This is a genomic window from Pseudomonas sp. EA_105y_Pfl2_R69 (genome assembly GCF_963970915.1).
Taxonomy (GTDB): Bacteria; Pseudomonadota; Gammaproteobacteria; order Pseudomonadales; family Pseudomonadaceae; genus Aquipseudomonas.
On sequence record NZ_CAXAOO010000003.1, the window covers coordinates 56,803 to 73,990 of the forward strand.

Here is a 17,188-nt window from a genome sequence, read left to right on the forward strand (position 1 = left end):
CAATTTTCTGGTGTCCATGGCCAGCCTTGCTTGGCGGCCCGCTGCTGGCGTGGGAGCATGGCGGCTGATCAGTTGAGGGCAGAGTGATGGTGCGAATTCGTGGACAGATCGGGGCCTGGCCGGTGGACCTGACGGTCGAGCTGGATGCACAGGATTGGGCGCAGCTGGCCCAGCACATCCCCCTCGAGACGGTGTCTGCGCCGGCAGCAGTTGCCGCATCAGGGGCCGACGATGCCTTGTGGCAGACCACCCTGGAATTGCTGCGCCAGGCCGGGCAGATCGAAGGGCCGCAACTGCTTGGGCAATTGTCAGGGCTGGCGGGCGGAGATGCCGCTGGCAAGCGCCTGCTGGTGCGTCTGCGCCATTGCGCCCAGGTGCGGATGGAGACCGGGGTGGATGCGCCGATCTACCACTGGGTTGGTTGACAAGTGCTGACGCAGCACAAGGGCAAGTTATCGATCACCTGACTAAAGCCCCGCCCACAGGATTAGCTGTATTCGTGGGAGGGGCTGGGCGGCACTCCGCTTTAGCCGCGAGGGCCTGTCTAGTAAATCGCCTGGTACAGCTTGCGCCGGTAGGCGGTGACCAGCGGGTGCTCGTTGCCCAGCAGGTCGAAGACTTGCAGCAGGGTCTTGTGCGGCAGGCCGTCGGCGTAGCTGCGGTTGCGGATAAACAGCTTGAGCAGGGCATCCAGCGCCGGCTCGTAGTGCTGGCGCGCCAGTTGCTGGATGGCCAGCTGGTAGCTCGCTTCATCGTCTTCGGCGTTCTGCGCCAGGCGGGTTTTCAGGCTGGCGACATCGGGCAGGTCGGCGGCTTGGCGCAGAAAGGTCAGCTGCGCCCGGGCACCGGCCAGGGCCTGTTTGTGTTCGTCGCCTTTTACCGCGCCCAGGGCCACCTCGGCTTCACCCAGCTCGCCACGCTCGGCCAGGCAGCGGGCGTAGAGAATCAGCGCCGCGGCATGCTCGTTGTTTTCCGTCAGCAGCACCTTGAGCACGGCTTCGGCGTCGGCAAAGCGGCCTTCGCCGAACAGGGCCTGGGCCGCCTCCATCGGGTCGGCGGCGGCCGGTGCCGGTTCGGCGACGTGGGGCCCCAGCATTTCGCGGATCGCCGCTTCGGTCTGCGCGCCGGCAAAGCCGTCGACCGGCTGGCCATCCTTGAACAGCACCACGGTGGGCAGGCTGCGGATGCCGAAGCGGGCGACGATGTCCTGTTCGATATCGCAGTTGACCTTGGCCAGCAGCAGTTCGCCTCGGTAACCCTCGGTGATCTGCGCCAGCAGCGGCATCAGCGCCTTGCACGGCGCGCACCATTCGGCCCAGAAGTCCACCAGCACCGGTTTCTGGAACGAGTTCTCGATCACCAGCTGTTCGAAACTGGCGCTGCCTGCGATATCAAAAATATAGGGGGAGTCGCTCATGGGATGGACTTTCGGTAAGAGGAAAGTCCATAGCTTCAAGCTTCAGGCCATAAGCTTCAAGAAAAAAGCGTGATGGCCAGGCGTTCGCGGCAGGCTCGCTTGCAGCTCAGGCCCGCTCGGCGTGGTACAGGCTGACATGGCGAAACTCCGCCGGTTCGGCCAGATCCGGCCAGGTGCAGGCCTCCAATCGCGCGAGTTGGCGATAGAGCGGGTGCTGGAAGTCGCGCACCCGCGAATCGGCCACCAGGGCCTCACGGCCGCGGCTGAGAAACTGGTCGAGCAGCGGCAGGTTGGCGCGGTCGTAGAGCACGTCGGCGACGATGATCAGGTCGAAGCGGTCGGCCTCGGCGAAGAAGTCCGCGGAGTAGCTCAGTTCGACGTCGTTCAGCGCGGCATTGGCCCGGCAGGCCAGCAGAGCCAGTGGGTCGAGGTCGCAGGCCACCACTTCCAGCGCCCCGGCCCTGGCGGCGGCAATCGCCGCCACGCCCGAGCCTGCGCCGAAATCCAGCACCCGCTTGCCGCGGACCCACTCGGGGTGTTCGGCCAGCCAGCGCGCCAGCACCAGGCCGCTGGCCCAGCAGAAACACCAGTAGGGCGGTTCTTCGAGGATGCGCCGGGTTTCCTCGGGGCTGAAGGCGCGGTCCATATTGTCCGCATCGATCAGCCATAGGCGCAGTTCGGTGCCGGGCAGGGTCGCGGCCGTCAGCCGGGCGTCGCCCAGCAACTCGCCGAGGGCGGTTTGCAGGGTGGCTGGTGCCGTCATGGCGCGGGCACCAGATGCAGTGGCCCCAGGGCTTGCGTCTCGGCGCGGCTGATCGGTTGCGGTGGCAGGCGCAGGATCAGGCGGCCGGACTGGTGGGCGCGGCCATGCAGCTCGACCCGTGGGTGCTTGGCGAAGGCTTGCGGATTGAACGGCAAGCGAAAGAGCAGCGCGCCGCCCGTACCGCGCAGCTGGATATTGCCGAGCAGAATCTGGGGGTGGCCGCGCGGGTTGATCGCCAGCAGGGCCAGTTCGACATCGGCATCATTAGGCACATTCAGCAGGCTGCCGCTTAGCTCGCGCTGATAGGCCGGCAAGGGTGCCGGCTGCGGCTGCTGCGGTGCGCTGATGGCGGCCTGGGCGAGTGGGGCCGGGGCATCGCTGCTGCAGGCACCCAGCAAACCGAGCAGGCTGACGGCGAGTGCCGCACGCAGCGGCATTGGGCTTTTCATCGGTCGCATCGACTCCGCGGGTTTGCTGGGCCGCCTGTATAGCGCAAAGGCCTCGGCTTGTCTTGCCCGGGGGATGCGCTAACATGGCGGCTTGCGGTTCAGGGGCTGCTGACGTTTCGTCGCGGCCCGCTGCGAAACCTCAATAGGCCCAAGGTTAGCTTTAATCTATGCATTGTCCCTTTTGCGCTGCCAACGACACCAAAGTCATCGATTCGCGCCTGGTTGCCGAGGGCGAGCAGGTGCGCCGTCGGCGCGAATGCCTGGCCTGTGGCGAACGCTTCACCACCTTCGAAACCGCCGAACTGGTGATGCCGCGGCTGATCAAGCAGGACGGCAGCCGTCAGCCGTTCGATGAAGACAAGCTGCGCGCCGGCATGCAGCGCGCCCTGGAAAAGCGTCCGGTGAGCATCGAGCGCCTGGAGGCGGCCATTGCCCATATCAAACATAAGCTGCGCGCCACCGGCGAGCGCGAGATCAAGTCGCTGGTACTCGGTGAGCTGGTGATGGGCGAACTGCAGAAGCTCGACGAAGTGGCCTACATCCGTTTCGCCTCGGTGTACAAGCGCTTTCAGGACCTCAACGAGTTCCGCGAGGAAATCGACCGCCTGTCCCGCGAACCCGTCCAGGGCTGATGATGAGCAGCGACCAGGCCTTGATGGCCCGTGCCCTGGAGCTGGCCCGTAAAGGCCTGTATTCCACCCACCCCAATCCCCGCGTCGGCTGCGTCATCGTCCGCGATGGTTGCATCGTCGGCGAAGGCTGGCATGTTCGCGCCGGCGAGCCCCATGCCGAGGTGCATGCCCTGCGCCAGGCCGGCGACCAGGCCCGCGGTGCCACCGCCTACGTCACCCTGGAACCCTGCAGCCACCATGGCCGTACCCCGCCCTGCGCCGATGCGCTGATTGCGGCCGGGGTGGCGCGGGTGGTGGTGGCCATGCAGGACCCCAATCCGCAGGTCGGCGGCAACGGCCTGCTGCGTCTGATGCAGGCCGGGATCGCGGTGCAGGGCGGGGTGCTGGAGGCCGAGGCACGGGCGCTCAATGTCGGCTTTATCAAGCGCATGGAGCAGGGCCTGCCGTTTGTCCGGGTCAAGCTGGCCATGAGCCTGGATGGGCGTACCGCCATGGCCAGCGGCGAAAGCCAGTGGATCACCGGGCCGGCGGCGCGGGCCGCGGTGCAGCGCCTGCGCGCCCGTTCCAGCGTGGTGCTGACCGGGGCCGATACCGTGCTGGCCGACGCCGCGCGCCTGACCGTGCGCCCCGACGAACTGGGCCTGGATGCCGAGCAGAGCGCCCTGGCCGCCAGCCGTGCGCCCTGGCGGATGCTGGTCGACGGACGCCTGCGGGTACCCCTCGATGCCGCTTTTTTCCAGGCAGGTGCGGCCATGGTGGCGACCTGCGCGGCCGCCGAGGCCCGGGATCGCTACCTGAGCCAGGGTCACGAACTATTGGCCTTGCCCAGCAGCAGTGGGCAGGTTGACCTGCAGCGCTTGCTTGTCGAACTGGCCCTGCGCGGTGCCAATGAAGTGCTGGTGGAGGCCGGACCGCGCCTGGCCGGTGCCTTTGCTCGCCTGGGGCTGGTCGATGAGTACCAGCTCTTCGTGGCACCCAAGCTGCTGGGCTCCAGTGCGCGGCCGTTGCTGGAGCTGCCGCTGGCGCGCATGGCCGATGCGCCGGCGTTGAAGATCGTCGAGATGCGTGCGGTCGGTGACGATTGGCGGATCATCGCGGTGCCGGCCTGCTAGGGCTGCCGCGCCGATCTTCTTGCGCGACACCGGCATTGGCGGATGCGACGGATCGGCCAGGTGCCAGCACGACTTGTCGCGCGGCGATGCAGGCGCGCGGCAATTATGGTAAAACGCGTCTCGGCCACGAAAAAGTGGCCGTAACGTTCTCAGGGCGGGGTGTGATTCCCCACCGGCGGTAATGGCCCAGTGCCTAGCCCGCGAGCGCTTGCCAGGTGGGTGTAAATCCGTGGGCAAGGTCAGCAGACCCGGTGTGATCCCGGGGCCGACGGTTAAAGTCCGGATAAAGAGAGAGCGGGATTCCCTTCCAGGGTGCGGTCCGTCCGTGCCTGTGAAATCCCTATCGATCCGAAACGCCCTGTTTGTACCCAAACAGGAGTGCGTAGTGATGTCTTATGCTTTTCTTTCCGTTAGCGGGCACCCTTGTCCGGGCGGCAAGTCGCGATTAGGGGAGGCCTGATGTTTACCGGAATTATCGAAGCCATTGGCAGTATCCGCGCGTTGACCCCCAAGGGCGGCGATGTGCGGGTCTATGTCAGCACCGGCAAACTCGACCTGGGCGACGTCAAGCTGGGTGACAGCATTGCGGTCAACGGCGTGTGCCTGACCGCGGTGGAGCTGCCCGGCGACGGCTTCTGGGCCGATGTCAGCCGCGAAACCCTGGCGCGCACCGCCTTTATCGACCTCAAACCCGGCAGCCCGGTCAACCTGGAAAAGGCCCTGACGCCCACCAGTCGCCTCGGCGGCCACCTGGTCAGCGGTCATATCGACGGAGTCGGCGAGATCGTCGCCCGCGCCGATAACGCCCGGGCCGTGCAATTCACCATTCGTGCGCCGCGCGAGCTGGCCAAATATATCGCCCACAAGGGCTCGATCACCGTCGATGGCACCAGCCTGACCGTCAACGCGGTCAACGGTGCCGAGTTCGAGCTGACCATCGTGCCGCACACCCTGGCCGAGACCATCATGGTCGACTACCGGCCGGGGCGGCAGGTCAACCTCGAGGTGGATCTGCTGGCGCGTTATCTGGAGCGTCTGCTGCTCGGCGACAAAGCCGCCGAGCCGAGCAAGGCCGCCGGCATGACGGAAAGCTTTCTGGCCGAACACGGCTACCTGAAGAATTAAGGAATCGCCAGCATGGCTCTTAACAGCATCGAAGAACTGATCGAAGACATCCGCGCCGGCAAGATGGTCATCCTCATGGATGACGAGGACCGCGAGAACGAAGGCGACCTGATTATCGCCTCCGAGTGCGTCAAGGCCGAGCACATCAACTTTATGGCGCGCTTCGCCCGCGGCCTGATCTGCATGCCGATGACCCGCGAGCGCTGCGAAACGCTCAGGCTGCCGCTGATGGCACCGCGCAACGGTTCCGGCTTCGGCACCAAATTCACCGTCTCCATCGAGGCCGCCGAGGGCGTCACCACTGGGATTTCCGCCGCTGACCGGGCGCGCACCGTGCAGGCCGCCGCCGCCAGGAACGCGGTAGCCGACGATATCGTCAGCCCCGGTCATATCTTCCCGCTGATGGCCCAGCCCGGCGGCGTGCTGGCCCGTGCCGGCCACACCGAAGCGGCCTGCGACCTGGCGCGCATGGGCGGTTTCGAGCCGAGTGGGGTGATCTGCGAAATCATGAACGACGACGGCACCATGGCCCGTCGCCCCGAGCTGGAAGAGTTCGCGGCGCTGCACGACATCAAGATCGGCACCATCGCCGACCTGATCCACTACCGGCTGATTCACGAGCGCACCGTCGAACGCGTCAGCGAACAGCTCCTCGACAGCGAACTGGGCCAGTTCAACCTGGTCACCTACCGCGATTCGGTGGAAAACGATGTGCACATGGCTCTGACCCTGGGCACCATCTGCGCCGAGGAGGCGACCCTGGTGCGGGTGCATAACATGGACCCGCTGCGCGACCTGTTCATGGTCAACCAGCCGGGGCGCTGGAGCCTGCGGGCGGCCATGGCCCAGGTGGCCAAGGATGGCAGCGGCGTGGTGCTGCTGCTGGGCAACCCGCTGACCGGCCCGGACCTGCTGGCGCATCTGGAGCGCCAACTGGGCGGCGAGACCAAGGTCGCCAACCCGACTACCTACAGCACCGTCGGCGCCGGTTCGCAGATCCTCCGCGACCTCGGCGTGCGCAAGATGCGCCTGATGAGTTCGCCGATGAAGTTCAATGCGATATCCGGTTTCGACCTGGAAGTTGTAGAATACCTGCCCGCTGAATAACCACCGCCGCGCTACTGCGCTTGGACACACTGCGTTGCAAACAGGCTCGGCTTGCTCATTTACACTCGTAAACTCCGCAGCCCCGCCTGTTTCCGCCTTGCCTGTCCTGCGCTCGCTACGCGCTGTTCCGTTGGGCTATAACTTTTTTGCCCCCTGGCTCTTTAACGCTATATGAGAATTGTTTTATGACCCTGAAGACCATCGAAGGTACTTTTATCGCCCCCAAGGGCCGCTTTGCCCTGGTCGTCGGCCGCTTTAACAGCTTCGTCGTCGAAAGCCTGGTAAGCGGTGCCGTTGACGCCCTGGTTCGTCACGGTGTGAGCGAGAGCGACATCACCCTGATCCGCGCGCCGGGAGCCTTCGAAATCCCGCTGGTGGCGCAGAAAGTCGCCCAGCGTGGCGATTTCGACGCCATCATCGCCCTCGGCGCGGTGATCCGTGGCGGTACCCCGCACTTCGAATATGTGGCGGGCGAATGCACCAAGGGCCTGGCCCAGGTGTCCATGGAGTTCGGCGTACCGGTGGCCTTCGGCGTGCTGACCGTCGACTCCATCGAACAGGCCATCGAACGTTCCGGCACCAAGGCCGGCAACAAGGGCGCGGAAGCTGCACTGTCCGCCCTGGAAATGGTCAGCCTGCTGGCGCAGTTGGAGGCCAAGTGAGCCAGAACGACGGCAACGGGCAGCAGCCACAAGCACCGAAGAAAGGGCCCAGTGGCAAAACCCTGGCGCGGCGTCAGGCGCGCTCCCTGGCCATGCAGGCGCTGTACTCCTGGCATATGGCCGGTCAGCAGCTGAACGAGATCGAGGCGCAGTTTCGCGTCGATAACGACTTCAGCACGGTCGACGGGGCCTACTTCCACGAGATTCTGCACGGCGTGCCGCGGCAGAAAAGCGAGATCGACGGGGCCTTCGAACCCCTGCTCGATCGTCCGATCGCCGAGATCGATCCGGTCGAGTTGTCGATCCTGCGTCTGTCGACCTACGAGCTGAAGAACCGCATCGATATTCCTTATCGCGTGGTGATCAACGAAGGCATCGAGTTGGCCAAGGTGTTCGGTGCCACCGACGGGCACAAGTTCGTCAACGGCGTGCTGGACAAGCTGGCACCGCGTCTGCGGGCTGACGAAGTTCGCGCCAACAAGCGTTGAGGTCTTTGGGGATGCTTGGCTTACGATCTTGCGAGCCTGCTTTGACTCGCTTCGCTCGCCCTTCGGGCCAGCCTTCGGCTGTTACTCCCGTTGGTCGTTGCAACGCAGCAGGGCCGATGCGCAGCAGATCGTTGCTATCTCATGGGTGAGTTCGAGCTGATCCGTCACTACTTCGCCGCCGCGTCCTGTGCGCGGGCCGGTGAAGGCGTGGCCCTGGGCATTGGCGACGACTGCGCGCTACTGGCGTTGCCGGCTGGCGAGCAGCTGGCGATCTCCACCGACAGCCTGGTCGTCGGCGTGCATTTTCCCGAGTCTCCGGATCCTTTCCTGTTGGCCCAGCGTGCCCTGGCCGTGTCGGTCAGCGACCTGGCGGCCATGGGCGCGACGCCCATCGGCTTTACCCTGGCCCTGACCCTGCCCAGTGCCGAGCCGGACTGGCTGGCGGCCTTCGCCCGTGGCCTCGACTGGATGGCGCAGCAATGCGCCATCCGCCTGATCGGTGGCGACACCACCCGTGGCCCGCTGAGCCTGACCCTGACGGTGTTCGGCCGTGTGCCCGCGGGCCAGGCGTTGACCCGTGCCGGCGCGCAGGTCGGCGATCTGCTCTGTGTCGGTGGCGAGCTGGGTGATGGCGCGGGAGCCTTGCCCCTGGTGCTGGGCCAGCGTCAGGCCGAGCCGGCCGTCGCCGAGGCCTTGCTGGCGCGTTACTGGTCGCCGCTGCCGCAGCTCGATCTGGGCCTGGCGCTGCGCGGCAAAGCCACGGCGGCGCTGGATATTTCCGATGGCCTGCTGGCCGATTGCGGGCATCTCGCGGCCGCCTCGGGCGTGGCGCTGCTGATCGAGCAGGAGCGGCTGCCGCTGTCGACGGTCTTGCAGGCCTGGCTGGGCCTCGACGCTGCCCGTCAGGCTGCCCTGAGCGGCGGCGATGACTATCGGCTGGCCTTTACCCTGCCGCCTCAACATCTCGCGCAGCTGCAGGCCGCAGGCTGGCCGCTGCGGGTGATCGGGCGTGTCGAGGCGGGGCAGGGTGTGCACCTGCTGGATGCCGACGGCACGCCTATCCAGTCGCCCCAGAGCGGCTACCAACATTTTGGAACCTCCTCGTGACCGATCATCCCAAGCAAGTGCCTGCCGAGTTCGTTCCGCCTTCGGTCTGGCGCAATCCCTGGCATTTCCTGGCCTTCGGCTTCGGTTCCGGCACCCTGCCCAAGGCCCCGGGAACCTGGGGCTCGCTGGTGGCGCTGCCGTTTATCCCGCTCTGGCAGATGCTGCCGGACTGGGGGTATTGGCTGATGCTGGGCGTGACCATGCTGTTCGGCGTCTGGCTGTGCGGCAAGGTGGCCGACGACCTGCGCGTGCATGACCACGAAGGCATCGTCTGGGACGAAATGGTCGGCATGTGGATTACCCTCTGGCTGGTGCCCGACGGTTGGGGATGGTTGCTGCTAGGCTTTTTATTGTTTCGCCTGTTCGACATCCTCAAGCCCTGGCCGATTCGCTGGATCGACCGGCACGTGCATGGCGGTGTCGGCATCATGCTGGATGACGTGCTGGCCGGCGTGTTCGCCTGGCTTGCCCTGCAGCTGTGTGTCTGGGGCTGGGCCAATGGCGTGGCGGCGGCATTGCCGGGCTGATCATTGAGAGGTGGCGCATGGGCCGCAGGTGTTGGATCTTGCTCGTCGCTCTACTGGCTTGTTGCACCGTGCAGGCCAATGCCCCGCTGCCGGAACAGGTACGTATTGCCAGCGAAGTCTGGGAAGGGCATACCCATGCCGATGGCTCGGGTCTGGCTTGGGACATCATGCGTCTGGTCTTCGAACCGGCCGGTGTGACGCTGCAGATCCAGAGCGTGCCCTACACCCGCTCCATCGGCCTGGTGCAGCGCGGCGAGGCGGATGCCTGGCTTGGCTCTTACCTCAACGAAGTCGACGACGGGGTGTTCTACCCGCGTCTGCCCTACGACGCCGATCAGATTGTCGCTCTCGGTCTGACGGACCGGCCGCTGCCCAGCCTGGCCACCCTCGGCGAGTTCCGTCTGGTGTGGATTCGCGGTTATGAGTACGAGCGCTATCTGCCAAACTTGCGCCAGTACCACGAAGTGCTGCGTCGTAGCGGTATTCTGGGCATGCTCGACCTCGGTCATGCCGATTTCTATATCGATGCGCTGACCGAGGTCGAGGATGTGCTGGCCACGACCGGGGCTCCCGAACGTTACCGCTCGACCGAACTGACCGCGCTGCCGATCTATCTGGGCTTTGCCGATAACCCGCGGGGCCGGGCGCTGGCCGAACTCTACGACAGGCGCATGGCGCTGTTGCAGGCGGAGGACCGTTTGCGTGAGGTCTTCGCCCGCTGGCAGCAGCCCTATCCCTTCGATTAATCGTCATGAGAAGCCGTATGCAGGGTATCAAGTTGTTTAGTTTGGGCTGGCTGCTGCTGGCCGCCAGTTGCGTCTGGGCCGCCCCCCAGGTGCGGGTGGTGGGGCTTTTCCCGGGCGCGGCGGTGTTGAATGTCGACGGCCAGCGCAAGCTGGTCAAGGTTGGCCAGACCGGTCCCGGTGGGGTGCAGGTGGTCAGTGCCGACAGCCGTGGCGCGGTGTTGCGCGTCGAGGGTGTGGAGCGCAGCTATGGGCTGAGTCGCGAATACAGCGAAGGCTTTGCCGCGCCGGTGAAGAAGCAGCTCAGCATCGCCAAGGGCATCGGCGGGCATTACTGGGTTGCCGGCTCGGTGAATGGCCAGTCCGTGCAGTTCCTGGTCGATACCGGGGCGACTTCGATCGCCCTGAATGATGGCCATGCCCGTCGCCTGGGTATCGATTACCGGGTCAGCGGCAGGCCGCTGCAGGTCAGTACGGCCAGTGGTACGGTGCGCGGCTGGCAGGTCAGCCTGGACCGGGTCAAGGTCGGCGAACTGGAGGTGCTGGGCGTCGACGCCGTGGTGCTGGAGGGTGGTTCGCCCACCGAAGCCCTGCTCGGCATGAGCTTTCTCGGCCGGATTGGCTGGCGCGTCGAGCAGGACATGCTGGTGCTGGAATCGAAGTACTGAGGGCCGCCGCGTGCTGCAAGCGTCCGGGACACGGCTCGAGCCCCGGCCATGCGCAGGTTCGATCCTTATCATCGGTAATTCAGACTGACCCGCTGGCGGGGCCTGCTGTTACAATGCCCGCCTGAATTTATCGTTCATTTCTCTTCTTAGGAGCATCCGGTGCCCGTCGTGTTCGTCGCCGCCTCCCAGCTGCCTACGCCCTTTGGCGTGTTTACCATGCATGGCTTTCTCGAAACGGCCTCCGGTAAGGAACACGTCGCCCTGACCTATGGCGATGTGGCCGATGGCGAGCCGGTATTGGGGCGCCTGCATTCCGAGTGCCTGACCGGCGACGCGCTGTTCAGCCTGCGCTGTGATTGCGGCTTTCAGCTCGAAGCGGCGTTGCGCGCGATTGCCAGCGAAGGCCGCGGCGTATTGCTCTACCTGCGTCAGGAAGGCCGAGGCATCGGCCTGCTCAACAAGATCCGCGCCTACGAGCTGCAGGACGGCGGTGCCGATACCGTGGAGGCCAACGAGCGCCTGGGCTTCGGGGCCGACCAGCGCGACTACGCGATCTGCCTGCCGATGCTCGAGCACCTGCGGATCAAAGCGCTCAAGCTGATGACCAACAACCCGCGCAAGGTCAAGGCGCTGGGCGATATGGGCATCAATGTGGCGACCCGGGTGCCGTTGCAGATCGACCACAATCCGCACAACAAGAAGTACCTCGCGACCAAGGCCGGCAAGCTCGGGCATATGCTCGGCAGCCTGCACCAGGGCGAGGTCGAGGAGAGCCTGTGACCCGCAGCGAAGTGCGCCGCCGTCTGGCGCTGGCCTGGTGGCGGCAGCTGGCGCTGACCCTGGCACCGCTGTTCGTGCTCAACCTGCTGTTCGGCGCGGGCCAGCAAACCGGCGTGCTGACCATGCCGCTGTTTATCGCCGGGGTCGCCTCGATGTTTGTCAGCCTGCCGCTGTTCAGCGCCTACAAGCGCGCCCTGGTGGCCACTGAAAAAGCCCTCGACACCCCCGCCGAGCACGATGCCTGGCTTGAGCTGGCGCGCGTGCGGCGTACCGCCTTCCTCGGTGCCGGCCTGCCGGCCTGGATCGCCGCGTTTGCGGTGTTCGCCGGGCTGGAGGCGATTCCCCTGATCCTCCTGGTGCTGTCCAGCGTGGTGCTGCTGTATCTCTACCGCATACCTCGCCAACTCGGCTAACAGGTCGCTGCAGAACTACCTGCGTAGCCGATGCTGCGTTGAAACCGGTCTCGAAATGCTCATTTACAACAGTAAACTCCGCGTTCTCTACCGCTTTCGCCTTGCCTCGGCTGCCTCGGAAACGTTCTTAAGCGGCCTGCTAATGCGCGCCACCACTCTGTGCCTGATGCTGTTGCTGGCGTGCCCGGCCGCGGCGGTCGAACGGGTGGTCAGCCTGGCACCGTCCCTGACCGAAATCATGCTGGAATTGGAGGCGGGCGACTTGCTGGTCGGCCTGCTCGACGGCGGCGAGCGCCCGGCGGCGGTGGCGCAGCTGCCTTCGGTGGGCCGCTATGGCCAGCTTGAGCTGGAAAGCCTGCTCCAGCTGCAGCCCGATCTGGTACTGCTCTGGCCGGATAGCATCGGCAGCGCCCAGCGCCAGCAATTGCAGCGCCTGGGCATTGCCCTGTTGATCGCCGAACCGCGCAAACTGGCCGACCTGGCGGAGAACTTCGTCGAGATCGGCGCGCGCGTCGGCCGTGCCGAGCAGGGCCGGCGGCTGCAGCAACAGTTCAATACGGGGCTGGCCGCCTTGCGCCAGCGCTATCGGCGCGAGCAGCCGCTGGCGCTGTTCTACCAGATCTGGGATGTCCCGCTGTATACCATCGGCGGCCAGCAGATCATCAGCGACGCCCTGGGTGTCTGCGGGGCGGAGAATATCTTTGCCGAGCTTACCTTGCCTGCGCCGCAGGTCAGCGTGGAGGCGGTGCTTGAGCGCAATCCCGAGGTGATCCTGGCCGGTGTGCAGGGGCAGCTGGAGGCCTGGCGCAGCTGGCCGGGCGTCGCCGCGGTTGAGCGCGAACAGCTGTGGCTGGTGCCGGATGCCGGCCTGGAACGGCCGAGCTTTCAGATGCTGGGGGCGCTCGAGCGTCTGTGTGAGGTATTGAGCAAGGCGCACTGAGAAAAAGCCCCGCGTTACGGCGGGGCTTTTCTTGGGTTCAGTCTATTGAGCGCCTAGCTGACGGTTCAAAGCTGAGGCGTCCAGGTCACGGCAAACAGCGCGGTGCGGCCTTCGGTGTTGTAGCCGAAGCGTCCGTTGGCTGTGCTGTAGGTCGCCTCGGCATAGTCCTTGTCGAAGAGATTGTTCAGTTTCAGGTCGAAGGCCACTTCCTCGCTGGCTTGCCATTTGCCGCGCAGGTTGAGCAGGCCGTAACCACCCAACTCACGTGTGTTGTCGGCATCGTCATAGCGACCACTGACTGCGCGCCAGCTGGTACCCACGGCAAACTCACCGAACTGGCGATCCAGGTCCAGGCTCAGCGTGCGTTTGGCGCGGCGGGCGAGGGTGTGGCCCGTGTCGCGATCCCGCGGGTCGATCAGGGCGAGTGCCAGGTTGCCCTGCCAGCCGAACAGCTCTTGCTTGAGCGCGGCCTCGAAGCCATTTATGCGAGCGGTCTGGACGTTCTGCGGGATAAAGTTCTGGTCGAGAACAATCGCGTCCTGCAGATCGATGCGGTACAGCGATAGCTCCAGTGCGCCGGTTTCGCTGTAGCGGCTGCGCCATTGGGCTTCGTAGCTTTTGGACGTTTCCGGCTCGAGGTCCGGATTGGCGCTAGGGAAGCAAAAGCCGCTGAAACAGAAGTCCGGGTAGTACAGGTCGTTGAAGGTCGGTGCGCGGAAGCCTTCGCTGTAGGACAGGATCAGGTCATTGGCAGTGTTGAACGGTACCGTCAGCGCGGCGTTCCAGCTGTTCTCACTGCCGAACTGTTGGTTCTTGTCATGGCGCAGGCCCAGTTCGGTTGAGAAATGCTCGGCGCTGTAGCGGTGCTGAATAAATGCCGCCTGATTCCAGCGCGAGTCCTCAGTAAAGTTCTCGCTACCCGTCACTCGATCTTCATACCAATCGGCACCCAGCAGCAGCTGATGGCGCTCATTGAGGGTCAGGGTATTCACCCAGTTGACCGAGTCACGGTAGGTGTTGAAGCTGTAGAACGCGTCGGCGCTGGCGTGTGGCTGATCGTTGCCGGTATCACGCTTGTCTTCGCTGTGACCGATTTCCAGGCGACTGTTCCAGGCTTCGCCGAGGTTGGCGTCGATATAGCTGGACAGGCTGCTGAGCTGGAAGTCGGTGGTGGGCAGCGAGGTACTGAAGATGTCCTCGAACTCGGACTGGCCGCGCTGGTCGAGGGCGCTGAAGCCTATCTTCAGGTCGTCATTGAATTGGTGCGATACGTTCAGGCTCAGCGATTTATTGCGGTAGGCATCGTCATCGCCATTGGCACCGAAATTGTCGCGTGTGGCATCGATGCCCTGGGTTTCATCGAGTGCTGCACCCAGGTTGAAGCGGGTTTGCCCGTCGCCGCCGGACAGGCCAAGGCTACGCTCGAAGGTCTGGTTGCTGCCGACGCCAAGGCGAACGTAGGGCTTGAGTCCGTCGCCGCTGCCTTGACGGGTGAAAATCTGCACAACCCCGCCGATGGCATCCGAGCCATAGAGCGCCGAGCGTGCGCCACGCACCACTTCTACCCGCTCGATCTGCTCCGGGCTGAGAAATTCCAGGCTGCTGGTGCCGCTGGAGGCGGCGGAAATACGCTGGCCGTCTACCAGTACCAGGGTTTGTGCGGTCGAGGTGCCGCGCATAAACAGGCCGGTCTGGCTACCCGCGCCGCCGGTACGGCTGACGCTGACGCCTGGGACGCGCTCGAGTAGCTCCGCCACGCTGCGCACTTGCAGGCGCTCGATGTCCTTGCGGGTAAACAGCGTGGTTGCAGCCGTCGCCTGCCGGACCGATTCGGCTTGCCGCCCGGAGGTTACGATCAAGGGTTGCAACTCGAGTGAGTCGGCGTGGCTGCTGGCCTGATCGGCATGGGCCGCCAGCGGCAGCAGCGCCACAGCCAGGGCAAGACGGGACAATTTCATTGAAGAATCCTCAAAAGACAGAAAAACTTTCGAGGAGGGCAGGGACAAGCACCGGGCAGGGAGGCGTTAGCCAGCGCTTGACGGTGATGCCCTCCGCAACACCAGTCACTTCACGCCGAGGCAGGTCTCCGGGCTGCCGACTGCCTTTCTCACCTTCCCAGGCGAACCCAGTGGTCTTTGAGAAAGGCTGCGCTTGCGCGCTGTCGGTTACCGTTGCGGGGGCAGCGCAGGCCTTGCGGCTGTCGAGTCGACAGCGGCGCACCTGCTTCCCTTTTCACGCTGCTGGTTTGGCAGCGACCTCGGACAGATAAAACGTCGCGCACCTTAAGCCGGTGCGGAGGGTAAAGCAATGCGCTCTGACGGCTGGCTTGCTACTGATTGTCGCCTATCAGGTCGGCCAGGCGTTGGCGCACTGCCGCGTCGATGCCGGTAGCGTCCAGGCCGCACTCGGCGAGCATCTGGCTCGGCTTGGCGTGCTCGACGTAATAGTCCGGCAGGCCCAGCTGCAGCAGCGGCTTGAGGATATTCTCGCGGGCGAGGAACTCGCCGACCGCACTACCGGCACCGCCCATGATGCTGTTCTCTTCGATCGTGACCAGCAATTCGTGGTTGGCGGCCAGCTGGCGTACCAGGGGCTCGTCCAGGGGTTTGACAAAGCGCATATCCACGACCGTCGCATCCAGACTGTCACCGACCTTAAGCGCCTCACTCAGCTGTACGCCGAACACCAGCAGAGCCACTTGGCGGCCCTGACGGCGGACGATGCCCTTGCCGATTTCCAGTGGCTGCAGGCCCGGTTCGATAGTCGCGTTAGGGCCGCTGCCGCGCGGGTAGCGCACCGCCGCCGGGCCGTCGAACAGGTGGCCGGTGCTGAGCATGCGGCGCAGTTCGTTTTCATCGCTCGGGGTCATCACCAGCATGCCGGGGATGCAGCGCAGGTAGGACAGGTCGAAGCTACCGGCGTGGGTCGGGCCGTCTTCGCCGACCAGGCCGGCACGGTCGATGGCGAACAGCACATCAAGGTGCTGCACGGCCACGTCGTGAATCAGCTGGTCATAGGCGCGCTGCAGAAAGGTCGAATAGATCGCCACCACCGGTTTGGCACCGTCGCAGGCCATGCCGGCGGCGAGGGTCACGGCGTGCTGCTCGGCGATGGCGACGTCGAGATAGCGCTCGGGATAGCGCTCGCTAAAGGCCACCAGGTCCGAGCCTTCCTTCATCGCTGGGGTAATGCCGACCAGGCGCGGGTCCTGCGCGGCCATATCGCATAGCCACTGGCCGAATACGCTGGAGTATTTCGGCCCAGAGGCTTGTTTGGGTTGCGCTGCTGGCGCGTTGATCGCCTCCAGCTTGGTGATCGCGTGATAGCCAATCGGGTCGATCTCGGCCGGGGCGAAGCCCTTGCCCTTCTTGGTCACCACATGGAGGAATTGCGGGCCCTCCAGGTCACGCATATTGCGCAGGGTGGCGAGCAGGGTCGGCAGGTCGTGGCCGTCGATCGGGCCGATATAGTTCCAGCCCAGTTCCTCGAACAGGGTGCCGGGCACCAGCATGCCCTTGGCGTGTTCCTCGGTCTTGCGCGCAATCTCCCAGGCACCTGGCAGGCGCGAGAGGATTTTCTTGCTGCCCTCGCGCATGCTGGCGTAGGTGCGGCTGGAGAGGATCTTGGCCAGGTAGTTGGACAGGCCGCCAACGTTCTTCGAGATCGACATGTCGTTGTCGTTGAGGATCACCAGCATATTGGCGTTGACGTCGCTGGCGTGATTCAGGGCCTCGAAGGCCATGCCGGCGGTCAAGGCACCATCGCCGATCACGGCTACCGCCTTGCGCTTGCTGTTCTGCAGCTTGGCGGCGATGGCCATGCCTAACGCTGCGCTGATGCTGGTGCTGGAGTGGCCGACGCCAAAGGTGTCGTACGCGCTTTCCGAGCGGCGCGGGAAGGCGGCGATGCCGTCCTTCTGCCGCAGGCTGCCCATCTGTTCGCGGCGGCCGGTGAGAATCTTGTGCGGATAGGCCTGATGGCCGACATCCCAGACCAGACGGTCATCCGGGGTGTCGAAGACGTAATGCAGGGCCACGGTCAGCTCGATCACGCCGAGGCCCGCGCCGAAATGCCCGCCGGTCTGCCCAACCGTATACAGCAGGTACTGGCGCAACTCGTCGGCCAAGGTTTCCAGCTCGGCTTCGCCCAGGCGGCGTAGCTCGTCCGGCGTGTTGGCACGGTCTAGAAGGGGCGTCAGCGGGCGCTCACGGGGAATCTCGTGGAAGGTCGTCGGCATCAGGCAGATCGTTATAGG

At 64.9% G+C, this 17,188-nt stretch carries 19 protein-coding genes and 2 riboswitches; of the genes, 14 read left to right on the forward strand and 5 right to left on the reverse strand.

Going from position 1 to position 17,188, the window contains the following annotated elements:
- Window positions 1-86 precede the first annotated feature (86 nt).
- Complete coding sequence (locus AACY13_RS09600) at window positions 87-425, forward strand: hypothetical protein (protein ID WP_339461049.1); 339 nt, start codon at window positions 87-89, stop codon at window positions 423-425.
- A gap of 119 nt (window positions 426-544) precedes the next feature.
- Here the strand turns inward: AACY13_RS09600 and trxA are convergent, their stop codons facing one another.
- The 3 genes from trxA to AACY13_RS09615 form a co-directional block, all read right to left on the reverse strand.
- A complete protein-coding gene (trxA, locus tag AACY13_RS09605) occupies window positions 545-1,417 on the reverse strand; it encodes a thioredoxin (RefSeq protein ID WP_339461050.1) in 873 nt (290 codons plus the stop codon).
- A gap of 106 nt (window positions 1,418-1,523) precedes the next feature.
- Entirely contained in the window at window positions 1,524-2,180 is a 657-nt protein-coding gene (locus AACY13_RS09610; protein WP_339461051.1) for a class I SAM-dependent methyltransferase, read from the reverse strand.
- Window positions 2,177-2,617: a hypothetical protein gene (locus AACY13_RS09615; RefSeq protein WP_339461792.1), complete on the reverse strand. Its 441-nt coding sequence runs from the start codon at window positions 2,615-2,617 to the stop codon at window positions 2,177-2,179. Before AACY13_RS09615 ends, AACY13_RS09610 begins: the two co-directional genes overlap by 4 nt.
- Before the next feature lie 179 nt (window positions 2,618-2,796).
- Between AACY13_RS09615 and nrdR the strand changes: the two genes are divergently transcribed.
- The 13 genes from nrdR (at window position 2,797) to AACY13_RS09680 (ending at window position 12,933) form a co-directional block, all read left to right on the forward strand.
- Window positions 2,797-3,261 (forward strand): transcriptional regulator NrdR, encoded by a 465-nt coding sequence (gene nrdR / locus AACY13_RS09620; protein ID WP_339461053.1) that lies wholly within the window; start codon window positions 2,797-2,799, stop codon window positions 3,259-3,261.
- A complete protein-coding gene (gene ribD / locus AACY13_RS09625; RefSeq protein ID WP_339461055.1) occupies window positions 3,261-4,373 on the forward strand; it encodes a bifunctional diaminohydroxyphosphoribosylaminopyrimidine deaminase/5-amino-6-(5-phosphoribosylamino)uracil reductase RibD in 1,113 nt (370 codons plus the stop codon). Before nrdR ends, ribD begins: the two co-directional genes overlap by 1 nt.
- 141 nt (window positions 4,374-4,514) lie before the next feature.
- A riboswitch (FMN riboswitch) is annotated at window positions 4,515-4,673 on the forward strand.
- Between the two features lie 159 nt (window positions 4,674-4,832).
- Window positions 4,833-5,498: a riboflavin synthase gene (locus AACY13_RS09630; protein WP_339461056.1), complete on the forward strand. Its 666-nt coding sequence runs from the start codon at window positions 4,833-4,835 to the stop codon at window positions 5,496-5,498.
- Window positions 5,499-5,510: 12 nt separating this feature from the next.
- Window positions 5,511-6,605, forward strand: a complete 1,095-nt coding sequence (gene ribBA / locus AACY13_RS09635; protein WP_339461057.1) for a bifunctional 3,4-dihydroxy-2-butanone-4-phosphate synthase/GTP cyclohydrolase II — start codon at window positions 5,511-5,513, stop codon at window positions 6,603-6,605.
- A gap of 185 nt (window positions 6,606-6,790) precedes the next feature.
- Window positions 6,791-7,267, forward strand: a complete 477-nt coding sequence (gene ribH, locus AACY13_RS09640) for a 6,7-dimethyl-8-ribityllumazine synthase (RefSeq protein WP_090255729.1) — start codon at window positions 6,791-6,793, stop codon at window positions 7,265-7,267.
- Window positions 7,264-7,755, forward strand: coding sequence for a transcription antitermination factor NusB (nusB, locus tag AACY13_RS09645; RefSeq protein WP_339461059.1), 492 nt, complete (start codon window positions 7,264-7,266; stop codon window positions 7,753-7,755). The genes ribH and nusB overlap by 4 nt, the downstream gene beginning before the upstream one ends.
- A 141-nt stretch (window positions 7,756-7,896) precedes the next feature.
- Entirely contained in the window at window positions 7,897-8,862 is a 966-nt protein-coding gene (gene thiL, locus AACY13_RS09650; RefSeq protein WP_339461060.1) for a thiamine-phosphate kinase, read from the forward strand.
- A complete protein-coding gene (locus tag AACY13_RS09655; protein WP_339461061.1) occupies window positions 8,859-9,389 on the forward strand; it encodes a phosphatidylglycerophosphatase A family protein in 531 nt (176 codons plus the stop codon). Before thiL ends, AACY13_RS09655 begins: the two co-directional genes overlap by 4 nt.
- Window positions 9,390-9,406: 17 nt before the next feature.
- On the forward strand, window positions 9,407-10,135 hold the full coding sequence (locus AACY13_RS09660) for a substrate-binding periplasmic protein (protein WP_339461063.1): 729 nt from the start codon (window positions 9,407-9,409) through the stop codon (window positions 10,133-10,135).
- Window positions 10,136-10,152: 17 nt separating this feature from the next.
- On the forward strand, window positions 10,153-10,800 hold the full coding sequence (locus tag AACY13_RS09665; RefSeq protein ID WP_339461065.1) for a retropepsin-like aspartic protease family protein: 648 nt from the start codon (window positions 10,153-10,155) through the stop codon (window positions 10,798-10,800).
- 159 nt (window positions 10,801-10,959) lie between these two features.
- A complete protein-coding gene (gene ribA / locus AACY13_RS09670) occupies window positions 10,960-11,580 on the forward strand; it encodes a GTP cyclohydrolase II (RefSeq protein WP_339461066.1) in 621 nt (206 codons plus the stop codon).
- Window positions 11,577-11,993: an MFS transporter gene (locus AACY13_RS09675; protein WP_339461068.1), complete on the forward strand. Its 417-nt coding sequence runs from the start codon at window positions 11,577-11,579 to the stop codon at window positions 11,991-11,993. Before ribA ends, AACY13_RS09675 begins: the two co-directional genes overlap by 4 nt.
- A 142-nt stretch (window positions 11,994-12,135) precedes the next feature.
- A complete protein-coding gene (locus AACY13_RS09680) occupies window positions 12,136-12,933 on the forward strand; it encodes a helical backbone metal receptor (protein ID WP_339461069.1) in 798 nt (265 codons plus the stop codon).
- A 65-nt stretch (window positions 12,934-12,998) separates the two neighbouring features.
- Here AACY13_RS09680 and AACY13_RS09685 read toward each other — a convergent pair whose 3' ends face one another.
- Complete coding sequence (locus AACY13_RS09685) at window positions 12,999-14,891, reverse strand: TonB-dependent receptor domain-containing protein (protein ID WP_339461071.1); 1,893 nt, start codon at window positions 14,889-14,891, stop codon at window positions 12,999-13,001.
- Between the two features lie 102 nt (window positions 14,892-14,993).
- Window positions 14,994-15,208, reverse strand: a riboswitch (cobalamin riboswitch).
- Between the two features lie 54 nt (window positions 15,209-15,262).
- A complete protein-coding gene (gene dxs / locus AACY13_RS09690) occupies window positions 15,263-17,170 on the reverse strand; it encodes a 1-deoxy-D-xylulose-5-phosphate synthase (RefSeq protein WP_339461072.1) in 1,908 nt (635 codons plus the stop codon).
- Between the last annotated feature and the right edge of the window lie 18 nt (window positions 17,171-17,188).

Excerpts from the sequence above, each read along its gene's own strand:
- dxs (WP_339461072.1), bottom strand. The coding sequence starts at position 17,170 with ATGCCGACGACCTTCCACGAGATTCCCCGTGAGCGCCCGCTGACGCCC.
- ribH (WP_090255729.1), top strand. The coding sequence starts at position 6,791 with ATGACCCTGAAGACCATCGAAGGTACTTTTATCGCCCCCAAGGGCCGC.
- AACY13_RS09610 (WP_339461051.1), bottom strand. The coding sequence starts at position 2,180 with ATGACGGCACCAGCCACCCTGCAAACCGCCCTCGGCGAGTTGCTGGGC.
- ribBA (WP_339461057.1), top strand. The coding sequence starts at position 5,511 with ATGGCTCTTAACAGCATCGAAGAACTGATCGAAGACATCCGCGCCGGC.
- AACY13_RS09680 (WP_339461069.1), top strand. The coding sequence starts at position 12,136 with ATGCGCGCCACCACTCTGTGCCTGATGCTGTTGCTGGCGTGCCCGGCC.
- AACY13_RS09685 (WP_339461071.1), bottom strand. The coding sequence starts at position 14,891 with ATGAAATTGTCCCGTCTTGCCCTGGCTGTGGCGCTGCTGCCGCTGGCG.
- AACY13_RS09630 (WP_339461056.1), top strand. The coding sequence starts at position 4,833 with ATGTTTACCGGAATTATCGAAGCCATTGGCAGTATCCGCGCGTTGACC.
- trxA (WP_339461050.1), bottom strand. The coding sequence starts at position 1,417 with ATGAGCGACTCCCCCTATATTTTTGATATCGCAGGCAGCGCCAGTTTC.
- AACY13_RS09665 (WP_339461065.1), top strand. The coding sequence starts at position 10,153 with ATGCAGGGTATCAAGTTGTTTAGTTTGGGCTGGCTGCTGCTGGCCGCC.
- AACY13_RS09660 (WP_339461063.1), top strand. The coding sequence starts at position 9,407 with ATGGGCCGCAGGTGTTGGATCTTGCTCGTCGCTCTACTGGCTTGTTGC.
- ribD (WP_339461055.1), top strand. The coding sequence starts at position 3,261 with ATGATGAGCAGCGACCAGGCCTTGATGGCCCGTGCCCTGGAGCTGGCC.
- AACY13_RS09600 (WP_339461049.1), top strand. The coding sequence starts at position 87 with ATGGTGCGAATTCGTGGACAGATCGGGGCCTGGCCGGTGGACCTGACG.
- thiL (WP_339461060.1), top strand. The coding sequence starts at position 7,897 with ATGGGTGAGTTCGAGCTGATCCGTCACTACTTCGCCGCCGCGTCCTGT.
- AACY13_RS09615 (WP_339461792.1), bottom strand. The coding sequence starts at position 2,617 with ATGCCGCTGCGTGCGGCACTCGCCGTCAGCCTGCTCGGTTTGCTGGGT.
- nrdR (WP_339461053.1), top strand. The coding sequence starts at position 2,797 with ATGCATTGTCCCTTTTGCGCTGCCAACGACACCAAAGTCATCGATTCG.